The organism is Methylocystis sp. NC52PC, assembly GCF_055698645.1.
In genome coordinates, this window is record NZ_CP170127.1 from 950,716 (window position 1) to 967,502 (window position 16,787).

Sequence of the window (16,787 nt, forward strand, 5' to 3'; positions counted from 1 at the left end):
GTGTCTTCCCGGAGGGCTCGATTGCTTCGCTTTGCTCGCACTGACGGCGTCAATCGCAGGGACGCGGTCTTCGGCGTCCTCGCGCTCACCCTCTTCCCCGCTCCCGCCCGCGCCGCGGCGCGCGTCGACATCGAGGCCTTCGACCCTTCGGGCAAAAGCCTCGGCGTCGAGCCGGTCGAGAAGGTCGTGAAGCCGGACGCCGAGTGGCGCGCGCAGCTCTCGGCGCTCGCCTATGACGTCACGCGCCGCGACGGGACCGAGCGCGCTTTCACCGGTCCCTATTGGGACGCGCATGACGACGGGCTGTTTCGCTGCGTCTGCTGCGACACGGCGCTGTTCGATTCGAAGACCAAATATGACTCGGGGACCGGCTGGCCGAGCTTCTTCGCGCCGATCTCCAAGATCAATGTGGTCGAAAGCGTCGACGCTTCCTTCGGCATGCGTCGCGTCGCCGTCTCCTGCAAACGCTGCGACGCGCATCTCGGACATGTCTTCACCGACGGGCCGCGTCCCACGGGTCTGCGCTATTGCATGAATGGCGTCGCCTTGCGCTTCGTTCCGCGCGGAAAGGCGTAAGATGAGAAAGGTTGCGCGCGCCCTGTTGATGGCGCTCCTCATGGCGACGCCGCTGGCCGCCGCCGAACGCGCGGTCAGCCTGCCGCCGCCGGCCTATGATCCAGCCCCCGCGTCGACGGGCCTGCAAAAGCTCGTCGTCGCCGGCGGCTGCTTCTGGGGCGTCCAGGGGGTGTTTCAGCGCGTCAAGGGCGTCTCGCGCGCGGTCTCGGGCTATGCCGGCGGCGACCGCGAGACCGCCCATTACGCGCGGGTCACGCAAGGCGACACGGGTCATGCCGAGTCGGTCGAGGTCACTTATGATCCCGCCAAGGTGAGCGTCGGCGACCTTCTGCGCGTGTTCTTCTCCGTCGTCCATGATCCGACGCAACTGAACCGGCAGGGCCCGGATGTGGGGACGCAATATCGCTCGGCGATTTTCGTCGCCGATCCGGTGCAAGAGAAGGTCGCGCGCGCCTATGTGGCGCAGCTGGCGGCCGCTGGCGCCTTCGCTGCGCCGATCGTCACCCGCATCGAGCCGCTGACGCGCTTTTACCCGGCCGAAAGCTACCATCAGGACTATCTGACGCAGCATCCGCAGGCGCCTTACATCGTCATTAACGACCTGCCGAAAATCGACAGTCTACGGACGCTGTTTCCGGCGCTTTATCGCGAGGCCCCCGTTTCGACGAAATGAGCCAGATCGCTCATCCGCCGAACAGCCTTCGGAAAAATCCTTTCGGCTTTTCCGCCGCAGCGGGCGGGGCCGGAGGCGGCGGGGCGGCGGCCGCGGCGGTCATGCCGGCGACGACGCGGGTCTGTTCCTCCTCGCGCTCGACGCCCGCGCGGGCGATGAGCGCGGCGAGCGTGGGCGCGGAGCTCGCCGCGACCCAGCGCCCGGCCCGGCGCGCGGCGAGATAATCGGCGAGCGCCGAGGCGCTTTGCGGGTCGCGGCTCCTCTCGAAATGCGCGAGCGCCCGCTCGACGGCGCTGATGTCGAGGAGCATGCGCGCCGCCCGCGCCGCGCTCTGACGCGTCGCCACATCGGGCGCGAGGCCGATGCGCGCGCCTTGCAGCGACAGCGCGTCCTCCTCCTGCAGCAAGGCGCCGAGCATGGAGAGCTGCGCGGCGGCGTCGAGGCCCGGCGGGACCATGCCCTCGGCGCCGCAGGCGGCGGCGTAGCGCGCCACGAGCGAAAGCGCGCCGCGCGCGGCCGCGCCGATCCGCCCGTCCTGCGCCTGAGGACTGAGCGGCCCTCCCCTGCCGAGCGCCGCCGCCACGGCGGGATCGGCGCGATAAGCCCCGTAGCCGCCGGCCGCCTGCAGCGGCGCGGGCGCGGCGGCGGAAGCGGCGAGCGCCGCGAAACTCGCCTGCTGCAGCGGCTCGAACACGTCCCACAGACCCGCGGCGGACAAACGCGGCGGAAACCCGGCGCGGGTTAAAGCCTCATTCAGCCCGGCGACGAGTTTTTCGCGCCGGCCCTTGAGCCCCGCCGCGCGCTCGGCGAAGGCGCGGGCCGCGGCGCCCGTGCTCATGCGCGCCCCGGCGCTTTCGGCCCGGCGCATCAATTCGTCGAGCAGCAGATCGTCGTCGCCGAGGCGGCGCGGCGCGAGCCCATCCGCCTCGACGCGAAACAGCCGCACGAAGGGCGGCCCGCCCGGATCGACCGGCGCGACGCCGAGATCGCCCGGCCGCGCGGCGGGCGCGACGAGGCCGACCTCGTCGCCGAGCGACGCGCCGTAGAAGTCGATCTCGATCGTTTCGCCGAGCCCGGCGGCGTTCTTCTCCGGCGCGCGGCGCACGGCGACGCCGTCGGCCTCCGGAGACGCGGGATCGAGCAGCAGATTGAGGAGGTTCAACACGACGACGGCGTCGCGCGATTCGACCGCGTCCGGGTGCTCTGCAGGTTCGCCCGTCGCCTGGCGGATGTCATCGAAGGTGAGCGGATCGACGATGGGCTCGCCGCCCTGCTTCTGCTCCTGCATCCAGCCGCGCAGGCGCCGGCGCTGATTGAGCGCGATGGCGACGCAGGCGCGCCCAACGAGCGTCGCGCTCTCCTCGAGCGAATCGGGGATGCGCAGGCGCAGGCCGACGCGCGGCGCGCCATTCTCGGCGACCCAGTGCTGCATGACGGCGAAGGGCGCCTCGCGGGTATCGGCGGCCGCCTCCGCCTCGAGCGGGCGCGCCTCGAGCAGCAGGCGGCTCTGATAGGCGGGAAAAATGCGCCGGGCCGGCGCGAGACGCAGCACGAGCCCGCCATCCGCGCCCTGTTCGAAGGCGCGGCGCTGGCCGAAGGCCCAGACGAGCCGCGCCCCGGCGGAAGCAGTTTGCTCGCGGGCGAGACGCTCGACGTCTCCCCGCGCCGGCAGGGAGATGATCCGGAAGACCGCTTCGGCGGGGCCATTGCCCTCCGGCAGGAGAGTCATCAGCAGGCGGTAGTCGGCCCCCGGCGGCTGGTCGCGCTCGGACCCGAGAGAGAGCGTCAGCGCCGCGCCGTCAGCGGCTGTGAGCCGCACGAATCGATGCTCCGCCGGAATATCGAAGACGACGGCGCCGGCGCGCCAGCGCGGCGCGTCGATCACATCCGCGAGCGTCGACTCGGTCTCGAAGTCGATGTCGCCCGCCGAAACCACGGTGAGCGCGGGACGCGCCGCGAACGGCGGCGCACGCTCGGCTCCGTCGAAGCCGCCGATGACGAGACGTCTTCCGCCGTCCCAGAAATAGTCTAGTTGCTCTTGCCACATTCGCCGCAGCGCCCGGGTGGTTTGGAGAGTGCATGGCGCTACGGTCCATGCATGAGAAAGCGTGCAAAAGAATAGCCGGGCCGCAGGCCGAGGCGCAAATCTCGCAAAACCGGCGCGAAGCGGGTTGACGCCTCAGGCAAACGGACACATCTTTGACCGTGTGGACTTCTTCGCGGGAGAGACCGGCGATTCGCGCCGGCGCCGAAGGCGAAACCGCCCCGGAAACGCTCAGGCAAAAGGACCGCGTGAAGAAAAGACTCTGGAAAGCGGCGCAGCGCTTCTGGCGCTTCGCCCACCGAAGGGCGTAACCCGCAAGGCTTCTTGACGGAAGCGGCGTGGGGAAATCTCTCAGGTCACCGGACAGAGGGGGCGCGCGGGGAGCGGAAGTCCGCGAGCTGCGCTTGACGCCCAACGCCGGAGAGTCCCTCGTGACGGCTGAGCCCAACCTCCAGACCGCGCCCCTCGCGCACTTGCCGCTCGACGCGTTGCATCGCAGCCTCGGCGCGCGCATGGCCCCTTTCGCCGGCTATGACATGCCGGTGCAATATGCCTCCGGCATTGTTTCGGAAACGCTTCACACGCGTCAGAAAGCGGGTCTCTTCGACGTGTCGCACATGGGCCAGGCGATTCTCGCGGGCGCCGGCGCGGCCGCCGCGCTCGAAAGCCTCGTCCCCGCCGATCTCGTCGGCCTCGCCCCCGGCCACACGCGTTACACGCAGCTTTTGAACGACAAGGGCGGCATTCTCGACGACCTCATGGCCACGCGCCTGCCGGGCGTGGAGGAGCGACTGCTTCTCGTCGTCAACGCCGCGCGCAAGGCGCAGGATTACGCCTTCATCCGTGAGAGACTGCCCCAATTCGATCTCCTTCCGTTGAACCGCGCGCTGATCGCCCTGCAGGGGCCGCGCGCGGCCGCGGTCCTCGGCGCTTTGCTCCCCGGCGTCGAGGACCTTTCCTTCATGGACTGGCGCGCCTTCGAGGAAGGCCCGACCAGCGTCTTCGTCTCGCGCAGCGGCTATACGGGCGAGGACGGATTCGAAATTTCGATCCGTTCTGAAAACGCCGAAACTTTCGTAAAGGCGCTGCTCGACAATGAGGACGTCCAGCCCGCGGGCCTCGGCGCGCGCGACGCGTTGCGGCTCGAGGCGGGCCTGCCGCTCTATGGCCACGACCTCGACGAGACGATCGATCCGGTCGAAGCGGGCCTTGCCTGGTCGATCGGCAAGCGGCGGCGGGCCGAGGGCGGCTTCCCCGGCTTTGCGCGCATCAGCGCCGCCTTGCGGGACGGGCCGGCGCGGCGGCGCGTCGGGCTGCTGCCTCAGTCCAAAGCGCCTGTGCGCGAAGGCGCCATGCTGGTCTCGACCAGCGGCGAACTCGCCGGCCACGTGACCTCGGGCGGCTTCTCGCCGACGCTGCAACGGGCGATCGCCATGGGCTATGTCGCCAGCAAGCACGCCAACAAAGGCGCGCAGGTCGTGAGCGAATTGCGCGGCAATCGCGTGGCGCTCGACGTCGCGCCGCTGCCTTTCGTTTCGCATCGCTATTTCAAACCCACCGCCTGAAGGAGGCGACATGACCGGCCTGCGTTTTACAAAGGACCACGAATATCTTCGCCTCGACGGCGACGCCGCCGTCGTCGGCATTACGGATTATGCGCAGGAGCAGCTTGGCGACATCGTCTTCGTCGACCTGCCGAAGGTCGGGAAAAAAGTGACGAAGGGCTCGGAACTCGCAGTCATCGAAAGCGTGAAGGCGGCAAGCGAAGTCTATGCGCCGATCTCGGGCGAAGTCGTCGAGGTCAACGCCGCGCTCGGCGAGAAGCCGGCGCTCGTCAATGAAGATCCGATGCAAGGCGGCTGGCTCGTGAAACTCAAAGTCGACGCGCCCGGCGAGGTCGAGGGCCTGATGGACGCCGACGCCTATGCAAGCTTTGTGAAGACGCTGTAGCCCCCACAAGGAAACCCGAAGATGCGCTATCACCCGCTGTCGGACGCCGACAGAGAGGCCATGCTCGCCGCCATCGGCGTCGCGGACATCGAGGCCCTTTACGCCGACGCGCCGGCCTCGACGCTCTTGACGTCGCCGCTCGATCTGCCGCCCCACAAGTCGGAGATGGAAGTCGAGCGCATTTTCTCGCGGCTCGCGGCGCGCAACGTCGCCGCCGGCCGGGTTCCCTTCTTTGTCGGCGCCGGCGCCTATAAGCATCACGTGCCGGCGAGCGTCGATCATCTCGTTCAGCGCTCCGAGTTTCTCACGAGCTACACCCCCTATCAGCCCGAGATATCGCAAGGGACTTTGCAGTATCTTTTCGAATTTCAGACGCAGGTCGCGTTGTTGACGGGCATGGAGGTCGCCAACGCCTCCATGTACGACGGCTCCACCGCAACGGCCGAAGCCGTTCTGATGGCGCATCGGCTGACGAAGCGGCGCAAGGCGCTGCTCTCCGGCGGATTGCATCCGCATTACGCCGAGGTCGTGCGCACGATCTCACGCCTCGCCGAGGATGCGGTCGCCGACATGGCGCCCGACCCGAGAGGCGCGGAAGATCTCATTGCGCAGATCGACGACACGCTCTCCTGCGTCGTCGTGCAGACCCCCGACGTCTTCGGCAATCTGCGTGACCTCACGCCGATCGCCGAGGCCTGCCATCGTCACGGCGCGCTGCTCGTCGCCGTGTTCACGGAGGCGGTGTCGCTCGGCCTCGTTACGCCGCCGGGCGCGATGGGCGCGGATATCGTCGTCGGCGAAGGTCAGTCGATCGGCAATGCGCTCAATTTTGGCGGGCCCTATGTCGGCTTGTTTGCGACGCGCAACGAGTTTGTGCGGCAGATGCCGGGCCGGCTCGCCGGCGAAAGCGTCGACGCCGACGGACGCCGCTCCTTCGTGCTGACGCTTTCAACCCGCGAGCAGCACATCCGCCGCGACAAGGCGACCTCCAATATTTGCACCAATTCCGGCCTCTGCGCGCTGGCCTTCACGATCCACCTGACGCTGCTCGGCGAAGCGGGACTTACAAAGCTCGCGCGCCTCAACCACGCCAACGCCGTGGCGCTTGCCGAAATGCTGGAAAAGGTTCCGGGAGTCGAGCTCCTGAACCGGACCTTCTTCAACGAATTCACGCTGCGCGTCCCCGGCGACGCCGCGGCGATTGTCGAGACAATGGCGGCGAAGGGCGTGCTCGCGGGCGTTCCGGTCTCGCGGCTGCTCCCCGGCGCCGGTCTGGACGATCTGCTGCTCGTCGCCTCGACGGAGGCCAACGCCGACGAAGACCGCGCCGCCTTTGTCTCCGCGCTCAAGGAAACGCTCTGATGCTCGACCGCCCCGCACATATCGACGACTTCGAAGAAGCGCCTGCGACCTTCACCGGCAATCGCGGGCTCGATCAGGAAGAGGCGCTTATCTTCGAGAGCGGCCGCCGCGAGGCGAGCGGCGTCGACGTCGACGAGCCGCCGCCTTTCGCGCCGCGCCTGGGGAGCCTCGCGCGCACGGAGCCGATCGGCCTCCCCGGCCTCACCGAGCCCGAGACCATGCGCCACTACGTGCGCCTGTCGCGGAAGAACTATTCGATCGACGCGGGGCTGTATCCGCTCGGCTCCTGCACGATGAAGCACAATCCCCGCCTGAACGAGAAGATGGCGCGGCTCGAAGGCCTCGCGGACATTCATCCGCTGCAGCCGGTTTCGACCGCCCAGGGCGCGCTCGAGCTCATGCAGACGCTCGCCCATTGGCTGCTGACGCTGACCAACACGCAGGCCATCGCCCTCTCGCCGAAGGCCGGCGCCCATGGGGAGCTCTGCGGCATGATGGCGATCAAATCCGCAATCGCCGCCAAGGGCGAGGGCGCGACGCGCAAGGTTGTGCTGATCCCGCAATCGGCGCATGGCACCAATCCGGCGACGGCGGCGCTGCTCGGCTTTTCGGTGCGCGTCGTGCCGGCGGCGGCGGATGGGACCGTGCGCGTCGCGGCGGTGACGGAGGCGCTCGGCCCCGACGTCGCCGCCATCATGCTCACCAATCCCAACACCTGCGGCCTGTTCGAGCGCGACATCGTCGAGATCGCCGACGCGGTGCATGAGGCGGGCGCCTATTTCTACTGCGACGGCGCCAATTTCAACGCCATCGCCGGCGTCGCGCGGCCGGGCGACTTCGGCGTCGACGCCATGCATATCAATCTCCACAAGACCTTCTCGACGCCGCACGGCGGCGGCGGACCGGGCGCGGGGCCTGTGGTGCTGTCTCAACGCCTCGCGCCCTTCGCGCCCGTTCCCTTCATCCGCCGCGACGGCGAGCGGCTGACGCTGGTCGAAGACGCGGCGGGGACGCAGAGCTTCGGGCGCCTGACCGCCTTCCATGGACAGATGGGCATGTTCGTGCGCGCGCTCGCCTATCTGCTGGCGCATGGCGGGGACGGCGTCGCCCAGGCGTCAAAGGACGCGGTGCTCTCGGCGAATTACGTCCGCGCCGGGCTTCGCGACGTGATGACCCAGCCGTTCGGCGATCGCGCCTGCATGCATGAAGTCCTGTTCGACGACGCCTGGCTGAAGGGCTCGGGCGTCGCCACGCTCGACTTCGCCAAGGCGATGATCGACGAGGGCTATCACCCGATGACCATGTATTTCCCGCTCGTCGTGCATGGCGCCATGCTGATCGAGCCCACGGAGTCGGAGTCCAAGGCCTCACTCGACCTCTTCGTCGCCACCTTGCGCGATCTCGCCCGGGCCGCGCGGGAGGGGGACAAAGAGCGCTTCATCGAAGCGCCCCGCTTCGCGCCGCGACGTCGCGTCGATGAAACGCTGGCGGCGAGAAAGCCGGTGCTGCGCTGGGAGGCCGGCGACTAATCCGAAGTGATCATGATCTGAGGCGCCTCGTCGTTTTCCAGACGATCGAGGCCGTCCTCTTCAGCGAGCACCACGCCGGTGATGCAAACGTCCTCGCCGTCGATGACGACGGCGATTTTCTCCAGCGCCGCCCCGGTGCAGGGGCCGTCGTAGCATTTGCCGGTGGCGATCTCGAACAGCGCGCCATGCTTGCCACAGACGATGGCGCGATGCCCCTGATCGAGGAAATGACCCGGCTGGAAATCGATGCGCGAACCCTGATGGGGGCAGCGGTTGAGATAGGCGTGGTAGTGTTTCCCCTGTCTCACGACCATGATGGGGAAGGGGACCGTCTTGTCCCCGTCACGGCGGGCGAGGACAAAGCCTACGGCCCCGCGCTTGGCGACGTCGTTAACGTGACAAACGGCGAAAAGTTCTGTGGTCGGCATAATGCCTCCATGGCGGCTGATTGCCTTCTTTGGAACGAAAGCAAATTTCCTGCCTGTCTTCGATGGAGGCTGTCGCGCCTGGACCCGCCTGCGGCGGCGTGCAGCGCCAATTGTTATCGTCGAGCAACGCGAATGGGAGCCCGCCGCTCCGAGCCGATCGGAGCGGAGATGGCTCTAGTGGAGGCTCACCATGGTGAGGTCGTTTTCACGAGCGTTGCCGATCGCGCCCTCTTCCGAGTCGGCGAGGACAATCGGCGCGCCATCCGCGCCAATCAGCGCGAAAATCGTGAGGCCCGGCTGGATGTGCGGCGCCTGCGGGTAGAGGCGATTGACGTCTTCCGACCGCATGGCCTTCACATAGGCGATCATGCCATCGCCCAGATTGGCGAACTGCTCCGGCGTCAGCAAGGGCGCCTTGCGTTCTATGGCTTGTTTAGCGTCCATTCGACTCCTCCTCGGCGTCCGATCGAGACCCGCCCGTCGACGCCTGCTGCGCAGCGCGTCTTGAAGAGAGATGTGTGGCGCTTTGAGCAAGATTTAAAGAGGCGGCGCGGCCGATTCTTCAGCCGCGCCCAAGTATTGCGCCCGCCTAGAGCGCCAGCGCCAGCCGACCCGGATCCTCCAGCGTTTCCTTGACGCGGACGAGGAAGGTCACGGCCTCCTTGCCGTCGACGATCCGGTGGTCGTACGAAAGCGCCAGATACATCATCGGGCGAATCTCGACCTTGCCGTCGACCGCGACCGGCCGCTCCTGGATCTTGTGCATGCCGAGGATGCCGGACTGGGGGGCGTTGAGGATGGGCGTCGACATCAGCGAGCCATAGACGCCGCCATTCGAGATGGTGAAAGTGCCGCCCTGCAGGTCGGCGATGTCGAGGGCTCCCTCGCGCGCCTTCTTGCCCAAAACGGCGATCCCCTTCTCGATCTCGGCGACGCTCATGCGGTCGGCGTCGCGCAGCACGGGCACGACCAGGCCCTTGTCCGTGCCCACCGCCACGCCGATATGGCAGAAGCGCTTGTAGATGATGTCGGTCCCGTCGATCTCGGCGTTGACGGCGGGAATTTCTTCGAGGGCCTGACAGCAGGCCTTCACGAAATAGCCCATGAAGCCGAGCTTCACGCCGTGCTTCTTCTCGAAAAGCTCTTTGTATTTCGTGCGCTGCGCGATCAGCGCCGACATGTCGACTTCGTTGAAAGTCGTGAGCATGGCGGCGACGTTCTGCGCTTCCTTGAGACGCCGGGCGATCGTCTGGCGCAGGCGGCTCATCTTCACGCGCTCCTCGCGCGCGACATCCTCCTGCGGCGCGGGCGGACGCGGCGCGGGCGGCGGCGCCTCCACGACCGGCGCGGGCGCCGGGGCGGGCGCGCGGGCGGCGAAGTCGATCACGTCGGATTTGAGCGCCTGCCCGCGCTTTCCTGAACCCGCGATCTGCGAAACGTCGATGCCCTTCTCCGCCGCGATCTTGGCGGCGGCGGGCGAAGGCGGCATGGCGGGAGCCGCCGCAACCGCCGGCGCAGGGGCGGCCGGCGCGGGGGAAGCTGGGGCGGATGCGGCTGGAGCCGGTTTCGCGGCCGGAGCGGGGGCCGCAGGCGCGGCCGCGGCGGCGGCGCCCGGCGTGATCTGGCCGAGCAGCGCGCCGGGTTGCACCGTCTCGCCCTCCTTTGCGGTGATCTCGGCGAGGACGCCGGCGGCGGGGGCGTTGACCTCGAGCGTCACCTTGTCGGTCTCGAGTTCGGCGAGCGCCTCGTCGGCGCGCACGACGTCGCCCTGCTTCTTGAACCAGCGGCCGATCGTCGCCTCGGTGACGGATTCGCCCAGCGTGGGCACGCGAATTTCAGTCATTGCTTTCATCGTCCCTGGCGGCGTCCCCTCGCGTCGATCGCGGCGAGCGGGCAATAAGGTTTGGTCTATTGGCAAGCCCCTCCCCGCAGGCGGGGAGAGGAATCAGGCTGCAAAGACCTCGTCGAGGAAGGCTTTGAGCTGCGCGAGGTGCTTCGACATGGTGCCCGCCGCCGTCGAGGCGGAGGCCGGGCGCCCGACATAGCGCGCGCGCTTGGTCTTGCCGCCGACCTGTCCCAGAACCCATTCGAGATAGGGCTCGACGAAGAACCAGGCGCCCATGTTCTTGGGCTCCTCCTGACACCAGACGACGTCGGCGTTCCGGAAGCGCGCCATGGCGGTGACGAGGCCCTTGAGCGGGAAAGGATACAGCTGCTCGACGCGCAGCAGATAGACGTCGTCGATCCCGCGCTTTTCGCGCTCTTCGAAGAGATCGTAGTAGACCTTGCCGCTGCAGAGAACGACGCGCCGGATCTGGTCGTCGCCCTTCAGCATCGCCTGCGGCTGCGCCGCCGTCTCCGCGTCATCGAGCAGGATGCGCTGGAAGCTCGACGCCATGCCCATCTCGCCGAGCCGCGAGACGCAGCGCTTGTTGCGCAGAAGCGACTTCGGGGTCATCAGCACCAGCGGCTTGCGCATGTTGCGATGAAGCTGGCGACGCAGAATGTGGTAATAATTCGCCGGGGTCGAACAGTTGGCGACCTGCATGTTGTCCTCGGCGCAGAGCTGCAGGAAGCGTTCGAGACGCGCCGAGGAATGCTCGGGCCCCTGCCCCTCGTAACCATGCGGCAGCAGGCAGACGAGGCCGGACATGCGCAGCCACTTGCGTTCGCCCGCCGACAGGAACTGGTCGAAAACGACCTGCGCGCCATTGGCGAAGTCGCCGAACTGCGCCTCCCACAAAACGAGGGCGCCGGGCTCGGCGAGCGAATAGCCGTATTCGAAGCCGAGCACCGCTTCTTCCGAGAGCATCGAATTAATGACTTCGAAGCGTCCTTGCTTCGACGCGATATGGTCGAAGGGGATGTAGCGGCGCTCCGTCTCCTGGTCGATCAGCACGGCGTGACGTTGGGAGAAGGTGCCGCGCTCGACGTCCTGGCCGGAAAGCCGCACATGATAACCTTCGGCGAGCAGCGTGCCGAAGGCGAGCGCCTCCGCCGTCGCCCAGTCGATCGCGAGGCCCTCCTCGATCGCGTTCTTGCGATTGTCCAGGAATCGCTGAATCGTGCGGTGCAGGTGGAAGTCGGCGGGGACCGTGGTGAGCTTGGCGCCGATTTCCTTCAAGGATTCGAGCGGCGCGCCGGTCTTGCCGCGGCGTTCGTCCTCCGACGCCTGATAGCCGGGCTTGAGCCCCGCCCAGCGGCCGTCGAGCCAGTCCGCCTTATTGGGCTTGTAGGACTGGCTCGCCTCGAACTCCGCTTCGAGACGCGCGCGCCACGCGTCCTTCATCCGGTCGGCGTCGGCCCGCGTGAGTTGGCCGTCGGCGATGAGCTTCTCGGCGTAGAGATCCAGCGTCGTGCGATGGGCGCGGATCTTCTTGTACATCAGCGGCTGGGTGAAGCCGGGCTCGTCGCCTTCATTGTGGCCGAAGCGCCGGTAACACCACATGTCGATGACGACGGGCTTCTGGAACTGCTGGCGGAATTCGGTGGCGACGCGCGCGGCGAAGACGACCGCTTCAGGATCGTCGCCATTCACATGGAAGATCGGCGCCTCGACCATCTTCGCCACGTCGGAAGGATAGGGCGAGGAGCGCGAGAAGCGCGGATAGGTGGTGAAGCCGATCTGATTATTGATGATGAAATGCACCGATCCGCCGGTGCGGTGACCCTTGAGCCCCGAAAGGCCGAAACATTCCGCCACCACGCCCTGACCCGCAAAGGCGGCGTCGCCATGGATGAGCAGCGGCAGCACCACGCGGCGGTCGCCGCCATGCTGGTCCTGCTTGGCGCGCACCTTGCCGAGCACGACGGGGTCGACAATTTCGAGATGCGACGGATTGGCGGTCAACGACAGATGCACCTTGTTGCCGTCGAACTCGCGGTCGGAGGAGGCGCCGAGGTGATATTTGACGTCGCCCGACCCTTCCACCTCGTCGGGGAGGAAGGACCCGCCCTTGAATTCATGGAAAAGCGCGCGGTGGGGCTTGGCCATCACCTGGCAGAGCACGTTGAGCCGGCCGCGATGGGCCATGCCGAGCACCATCTCCTTGACGCCGAGGGCGCCGCCGCGCTTGATGATCTGCTCCAGCGCCGGAACGATGGACTCCGCGCCGTCGAGGCCGAAGCGCTTGGTGCCCGTATATTTGACGTCCAGAAACTTTTCGAAGCCCTCCGCCTCGATGAGCTTGTTGAAGATCGCGCGCTTGCCCTCGTCGGTGAAGACGATCTCCTTTTTGGGGCCCTCGATGCGGGCCTGCAGCCAGGCCTTCTCATCCGGCGAGGAGATGTGCATGAATTCGAAGCCGATCGAGCCGCAATAGGTGCGGCGCAGGATCGTGACCATCTCGAAGACGCTGGCGTATTGCAGGCCGAGCACGCCGTCGATGAAGATCTTGCGGTCGTAATCCTCGTCCTTGAAGCCATAGGTCTCGGGATGCAGCTCGCCATGGTCGTGGCGCTGCTCGAGGCCGAGCGGATCGAGATTGGCGTGAAGATGGCCGCGCATGCGATAGGCGCGGATCATCATGAGCGCGCGCACCGAGTCGCGCGTGGCGCGCTGGATTTCATCCGCCGTGACGGCCGTGGGCGGGGGGACAGGAGCGCCCCTGGGGGCGGGAGCGGGCTTCGCTTGCGCAGTCGCGTCGTCGCCGGTGAGCGCGCTCACCCATTCGCCATTGGCTGTCGGCGGCCAGTCAGAACGCGCCCAGGAGGGGCCATTTTGCTGGGCCGCCCCCGGCTTGACGCCCATTTCCGAGAAAAATCTCGCCCATTCTGGGCTTACCGAGGCGGGATCGGCCTCATAGGCGTCGAGCAGCCCTTCGAGATAGGCCGCATTGGCGCCTTGAAGAAAGGAGGTGCTCGCGAAGTTCTGGTTTTGCGTAGAACGCGGGCCGCCGGGAGCCGCGGGCCCCGCCACGCCATCAGTTTCAAGACGCGCCATTTTCTCGCTTCTCTTGAAGCCGACGACGGCGCGTCGCAACGCGTGCGGCCGCCGAAGGCTTGATTTTAGGCGCCGCCAGGATACGGCGTCGCCCTTAATTTAAGCTCCCCGAGGCGGCAAAGAAGGGCGCGGCAACGCCTAACCTTTAAGCACCTCGACCAATGTCTTGCCCAAACGCGCCGGGGAGGGCGAAACCCTGATCCCGGCCGACTCCATCGCCGCAATCTTGCTCTCGGCGTCGCCTTTGCCGCCCGAAATGATCGCGCCGGCGTGGCCCATGCGGCGGCCGGGCGGCGCCGTGCGGCCGGCGATGAAGCCCACCACCGGCTTCTTGCGGCCGCGCTTGGCCTCGTCTTTCAAGAATTGGGCCGCTTCCTCCTCGGCCGAGCCGCCAATCTCGCCAATCATGATGATGGACTTGGTCGCCTCGTCCGCGAGAAACAGCTCCAGCACCTCGATGAAGTCGGTGCCCTTGACCGGGTCGCCGCCGATGCCGACGGCCGTCGTCTGGCCGAGGCCCTCGCGGGTCGTCTGGAAGACGGCTTCATAGGTGAGCGTGCCGGAGCGCGACACGACGCCGACCGACCCGCGGGAAAAGATGTTGCCCGGCATGATGCCGATCTTGCTCTCGCCGGCGGTGACGACGCCGGGGCAGTTCGGGCCGATGAGGCGGGACTTGGAGCCCGAGAGCGAGCGCTTGACGCGGATCATGTCCTGCACCGGCACGCCCTCGGTGATGCAGACGATCAACGGGATTTCGGCGTCGATCGCCTCGCAAATGGCGTCGGCCGCGCCCGGCGGCGGAACGTAAACGACAGAGGCCTCGGCGCCGGTCTTGGCGCGGGCTTCGGCGACCGTATCGAAAACGGGGAGGCCGAGATGCGTGGAGCCGCCTTTGCCCGGGGACACGCCGCCGACCATCTTGGTCCCATAGGCGATCGCCTGCTCCGAATGGAAGGTGGCGGTCTTGCCGGTGAAACCTTGAGTGATGACTTTGGTGTTCTTGTCGATCAGCACGGACATGCAGCGATTCCTAAAGAGAACGGGCGGCGCGGAAAGCGCGAGCCTCCGGCTCCCCGTCTCGACGGGGGGCAGGGTCTCGCGCGGTGAATGACGCGGCCGCCAAACTATTGGGAAGAGCGCCCGCTTACAAGGCGGAAAGCGCCCGGAATAGGCGCATGCGGCAAGGGGACGCGATGAAGTCACGCGAGCGCTCATCCAACCGAGCGCGCTATGCCGCGATTGCCGGGGCATGGCCAGGCTTGTACCGCGCATCCACGCCGCGCAGAGGCGTTACGAGCGGCGCCGTGGACGCCCGGCATGACGGGTGCAAGGCGGCCGATGCCAAAAAAAAGCCGGCGGTTTCCCGCCGGCTCCAAAACCTCAACCTATCCCGGCCCTTACGCCGTAGTCGCACCGATCGACCCGACCTCGACCTTCACGCCCGGACCCTGGGTCGAGCTGATGGCGACGCGCTGGATATAGGTGCCCTTGGCGCCCGTGGGCTTGGCCTTGGCGACGGCGTCGACGAAGGCCTTGATGTTCTCGACGAGCTTGCCGTCGTCGAAAGAAGCCTTGCCGACCGTGCCCTGAATGATGCCGGCCTTCTCGACGCGGAACTCGACCGCGCCGCCCTTGGAGGCCTTCACCGCGCCGGCGACGTCCATGGTCACCGTGCCGACCTTCGGGTTCGGCATCATGCCGCGCGGGCCGAGCACCTTACCGAGACGGCCGACGAGCGGCATCATGTCCGGCGTGGCGATGCAGCGATCGAACTCGATCGTGCCGCCCTGGACGATGTTGACGAGATCCTCGGCGCCCACCACATCGGCGCCCGCCGCCTTGGCTTCGTCCGCCTTGGCGCCGCGCGCGAAGACGCCGACGCGCAGCGTGCGGCCGGTGCCGTTCGGCAGGTTGACGACGCCGCGCACCATCTGATCGGCGTGCTTGGGATCGACGCCGAGATTCATCGCGATCTCGACGGATTCGTCGAACTTGGCCGTCGCTCGGCTGCGCACGAGCTTCACAGCTTCGTCGATGGGATAGAGCTTGGTGCGCTCGACGCCCTCGCGGGCCTTCTTGATGCGTTTTCCGACATGCGCCATGGTCTTACTCCACCACCTGGAGGCCCATCGCGCGGGCCGAGCCTTCGATCATCGACATTGCGGATTCGATCGACGCGCAGTTGAGGTCGACGAGTTTCTTCTCGGCGATCTCCTTGATCTGCGCCTTCGTCACCTTGCCGACGACGTTACGGCCAGGAGTCTTGGAGCCCGAAGCTGGCTTCTTGCCGATCTTGAGCCCGACCGCCTTCTTGAGGAAGAAGGAGACCGGCGGCTGCTTCATCTCGAAGGTGAAGGAGCGGTCCTGATAGGCGGTGATGATGACGGGGATCGGCATCCCCTTCTCCATCTGCGCCGTCTTGGCGTTGAACGCCTTGCAGAACTCCATGATGTTGAGGCCGCGCTGACCGAGCGCGGGACCAATCGGCGGCGAGGGGTTCGCCGCGCCGGCCGGCACTTGCAGCTTTATGTAGCCGGCAATTTTCTTCGCCATGTGCTTTCTCCAACGAAGGACGGCGCGCGGCGCCTCGAAAAGCGCCCGCTCCCGCCGGTTGCAGGTCGTGGTCCGATCCGTTCTCCCCTGGCGTCAGGGCGGACCCGCCACGCAAGATTTCCCGGACGGCGGGACCGTCCAGGGAAGCGCCGCTTTTAGGGGAAGGCGCGGAAAAGCGCAAGTATCAGATGAATGGCGGCGGCCGCGGCCGAAAAGATCGCCCAGCGCCAGCCTTAATGCCGCTCGGGGGGAAAACCTGCATGCTGCTCGAGGCGACGCACGCGCTCCTCGAGTTCAGTCAGCAGCACGCCGTGGCCAATGACCGATGAATGGTATTCCATGACAGAGCGGCGAAGCCCCACGACCTGATCGCTCAGACGTTTCTCGAGGTTCAACATGTCGGACGCCACATCGGCGCGCAACGAATTGATCTCCGAGCGCAACGCGTCCTTGGTCACCATCACGTCGCGCATGCCCGCCATCTCGTCGCGAATGACCGACAAGTCGTCGCGTAGAGTGTCCACCTTCGCGTCGATTTTGCGCAACAGCGCCAATGTGAAATTCTCGGGCTCCTCGCTCATCGGGGCTCCCCTTCCCTCGCCGTCGATACGGCAAAGCTTTATAGCACAGTTTTTGGGGAAGAAACGCGGCGGGTGTATGACAAGCTGAAATGCGCCGATGGCGCCACCCTCCCGCCAAGACGGGATGGCGGGAGTCCCTGACGCCG

Annotated in this window: 15 protein-coding genes and 1 riboswitch; of the genes, 6 read left to right on the plus strand and 9 right to left on the minus strand. The window is 66.9% G+C overall.

Annotated features, from left to right (window positions below; all coding sequences use genetic code 11):
- Positions 1 to 129 precede the first annotated feature (129 nt).
- Both msrB and msrA read left to right on the plus strand, forming a co-directional pair.
- Entirely contained in the window at positions 130 to 576 is a 447-nt protein-coding gene (gene msrB, locus ACETII_RS06440; protein WP_449825636.1) for a peptide-methionine (R)-S-oxide reductase MsrB, read from the plus strand.
- Between the two features lies 1 nt (position 577).
- Positions 578 to 1,249, plus strand: a complete 672-nt coding sequence (msrA, locus tag ACETII_RS06445) for a peptide-methionine (S)-S-oxide reductase MsrA (protein WP_472787519.1) — start codon at positions 578 to 580, stop codon at positions 1,247 to 1,249.
- 10 nt (positions 1,250 to 1,259) lie between these two features.
- Here the strand turns inward: msrA and ACETII_RS06450 are convergent, their stop codons facing one another.
- Positions 1,260 to 3,296: a hypothetical protein gene (locus ACETII_RS06450; protein WP_363350059.1), complete on the minus strand. Its 2,037-nt coding sequence runs from the start codon at positions 3,294 to 3,296 to the stop codon at positions 1,260 to 1,262.
- Positions 3,297 to 3,459: 163 nt separating this feature from the next.
- Positions 3,460 to 3,550, plus strand: a riboswitch (glycine riboswitch).
- A 174-nt stretch (positions 3,551 to 3,724) separates the two neighbouring features.
- On the opposite strand from ACETII_RS06450, the gene gcvT reads away from it, so the two are divergent.
- From gcvT to gcvPB, 4 genes are read left to right on the plus strand one after another with little or no spacing between them, the layout of a single operon-like run.
- On the plus strand, positions 3,725 to 4,858 hold the full coding sequence (gene gcvT / locus ACETII_RS06455; protein ID WP_363350060.1) for a glycine cleavage system aminomethyltransferase GcvT: 1,134 nt from the start codon (positions 3,725 to 3,727) through the stop codon (positions 4,856 to 4,858).
- A gap of 10 nt (positions 4,859 to 4,868) precedes the next feature.
- Positions 4,869 to 5,243: a glycine cleavage system protein GcvH gene (gene gcvH, locus ACETII_RS06460; RefSeq protein ID WP_363350061.1), complete on the plus strand. Its 375-nt coding sequence runs from the start codon at positions 4,869 to 4,871 to the stop codon at positions 5,241 to 5,243.
- Positions 5,244 to 5,264: 21 nt separating this feature from the next.
- Complete coding sequence (gcvPA, locus tag ACETII_RS06465) at positions 5,265 to 6,605, plus strand: aminomethyl-transferring glycine dehydrogenase subunit GcvPA (RefSeq protein WP_472787520.1); 1,341 nt, start codon at positions 5,265 to 5,267, stop codon at positions 6,603 to 6,605.
- Positions 6,605 to 8,134, plus strand: a complete 1,530-nt coding sequence (gcvPB, locus tag ACETII_RS06470) for an aminomethyl-transferring glycine dehydrogenase subunit GcvPB (RefSeq protein ID WP_363350063.1) — start codon at positions 6,605 to 6,607, stop codon at positions 8,132 to 8,134. Before gcvPA ends, gcvPB begins: the two co-directional genes overlap by 1 nt.
- On the opposite strand, the gene ACETII_RS06475 is transcribed toward gcvPB, so the two are convergent.
- The 8 genes from ACETII_RS06475 to ACETII_RS06510 all read right to left on the minus strand — a co-directional run bounded on the left by ACETII_RS06475 (position 8,131) and on the right by ACETII_RS06510 (position 16,641).
- Positions 8,131 to 8,562 carry a Rieske (2Fe-2S) protein gene (locus ACETII_RS06475; RefSeq protein WP_472787521.1) on the minus strand — a complete coding sequence of 144 codons (432 nt, stop codon included), beginning with the start codon at positions 8,560 to 8,562 and terminating at the stop codon, positions 8,131 to 8,133. The two genes, gcvPB and ACETII_RS06475, sit on opposite strands and share 4 nt — an antisense overlap.
- A 174-nt stretch (positions 8,563 to 8,736) precedes the next feature.
- On the minus strand, positions 8,737 to 9,006 hold the full coding sequence (locus ACETII_RS06480; protein ID WP_363350065.1) for a BQ00720 family protein: 270 nt from the start codon (positions 9,004 to 9,006) through the stop codon (positions 8,737 to 8,739).
- Positions 9,007 to 9,151: 145 nt separating this feature from the next.
- Positions 9,152 to 10,405 (minus strand): 2-oxoglutarate dehydrogenase complex dihydrolipoyllysine-residue succinyltransferase, encoded by a 1,254-nt coding sequence (gene odhB, locus ACETII_RS06485; RefSeq protein ID WP_363350066.1) that lies wholly within the window; start codon positions 10,403 to 10,405, stop codon positions 9,152 to 9,154.
- 102 nt (positions 10,406 to 10,507) lie between these two features.
- Positions 10,508 to 13,504: a 2-oxoglutarate dehydrogenase E1 component gene (locus ACETII_RS06490; protein ID WP_472787522.1), complete on the minus strand. Its 2,997-nt coding sequence runs from the start codon at positions 13,502 to 13,504 to the stop codon at positions 10,508 to 10,510.
- 138 nt (positions 13,505 to 13,642) lie between these two features.
- The gene (gene sucD, locus ACETII_RS06495) at positions 13,643 to 14,527 is read right to left on the minus strand and encodes a succinate--CoA ligase subunit alpha (protein ID WP_363350068.1); all 885 of its coding nucleotides are present in this window, start codon (positions 14,525 to 14,527) and stop codon (positions 13,643 to 13,645) included.
- 377 nt (positions 14,528 to 14,904) lie between these two features.
- Positions 14,905 to 15,609, minus strand: a complete 705-nt coding sequence (gene rplA, locus ACETII_RS06500; RefSeq protein ID WP_363350070.1) for a 50S ribosomal protein L1 — start codon at positions 15,607 to 15,609, stop codon at positions 14,905 to 14,907.
- A 4-nt stretch (positions 15,610 to 15,613) separates the two neighbouring features.
- The gene (gene rplK, locus ACETII_RS06505; protein WP_363350071.1) at positions 15,614 to 16,060 is read right to left on the minus strand and encodes a 50S ribosomal protein L11; all 447 of its coding nucleotides are present in this window, start codon (positions 16,058 to 16,060) and stop codon (positions 15,614 to 15,616) included.
- 233 nt (positions 16,061 to 16,293) lie between these two features.
- Positions 16,294 to 16,641, minus strand: a complete 348-nt coding sequence (locus ACETII_RS06510) for a hypothetical protein (protein WP_472787523.1) — start codon at positions 16,639 to 16,641, stop codon at positions 16,294 to 16,296.
- Positions 16,642 to 16,787: the final 146 nt, after the last annotated feature.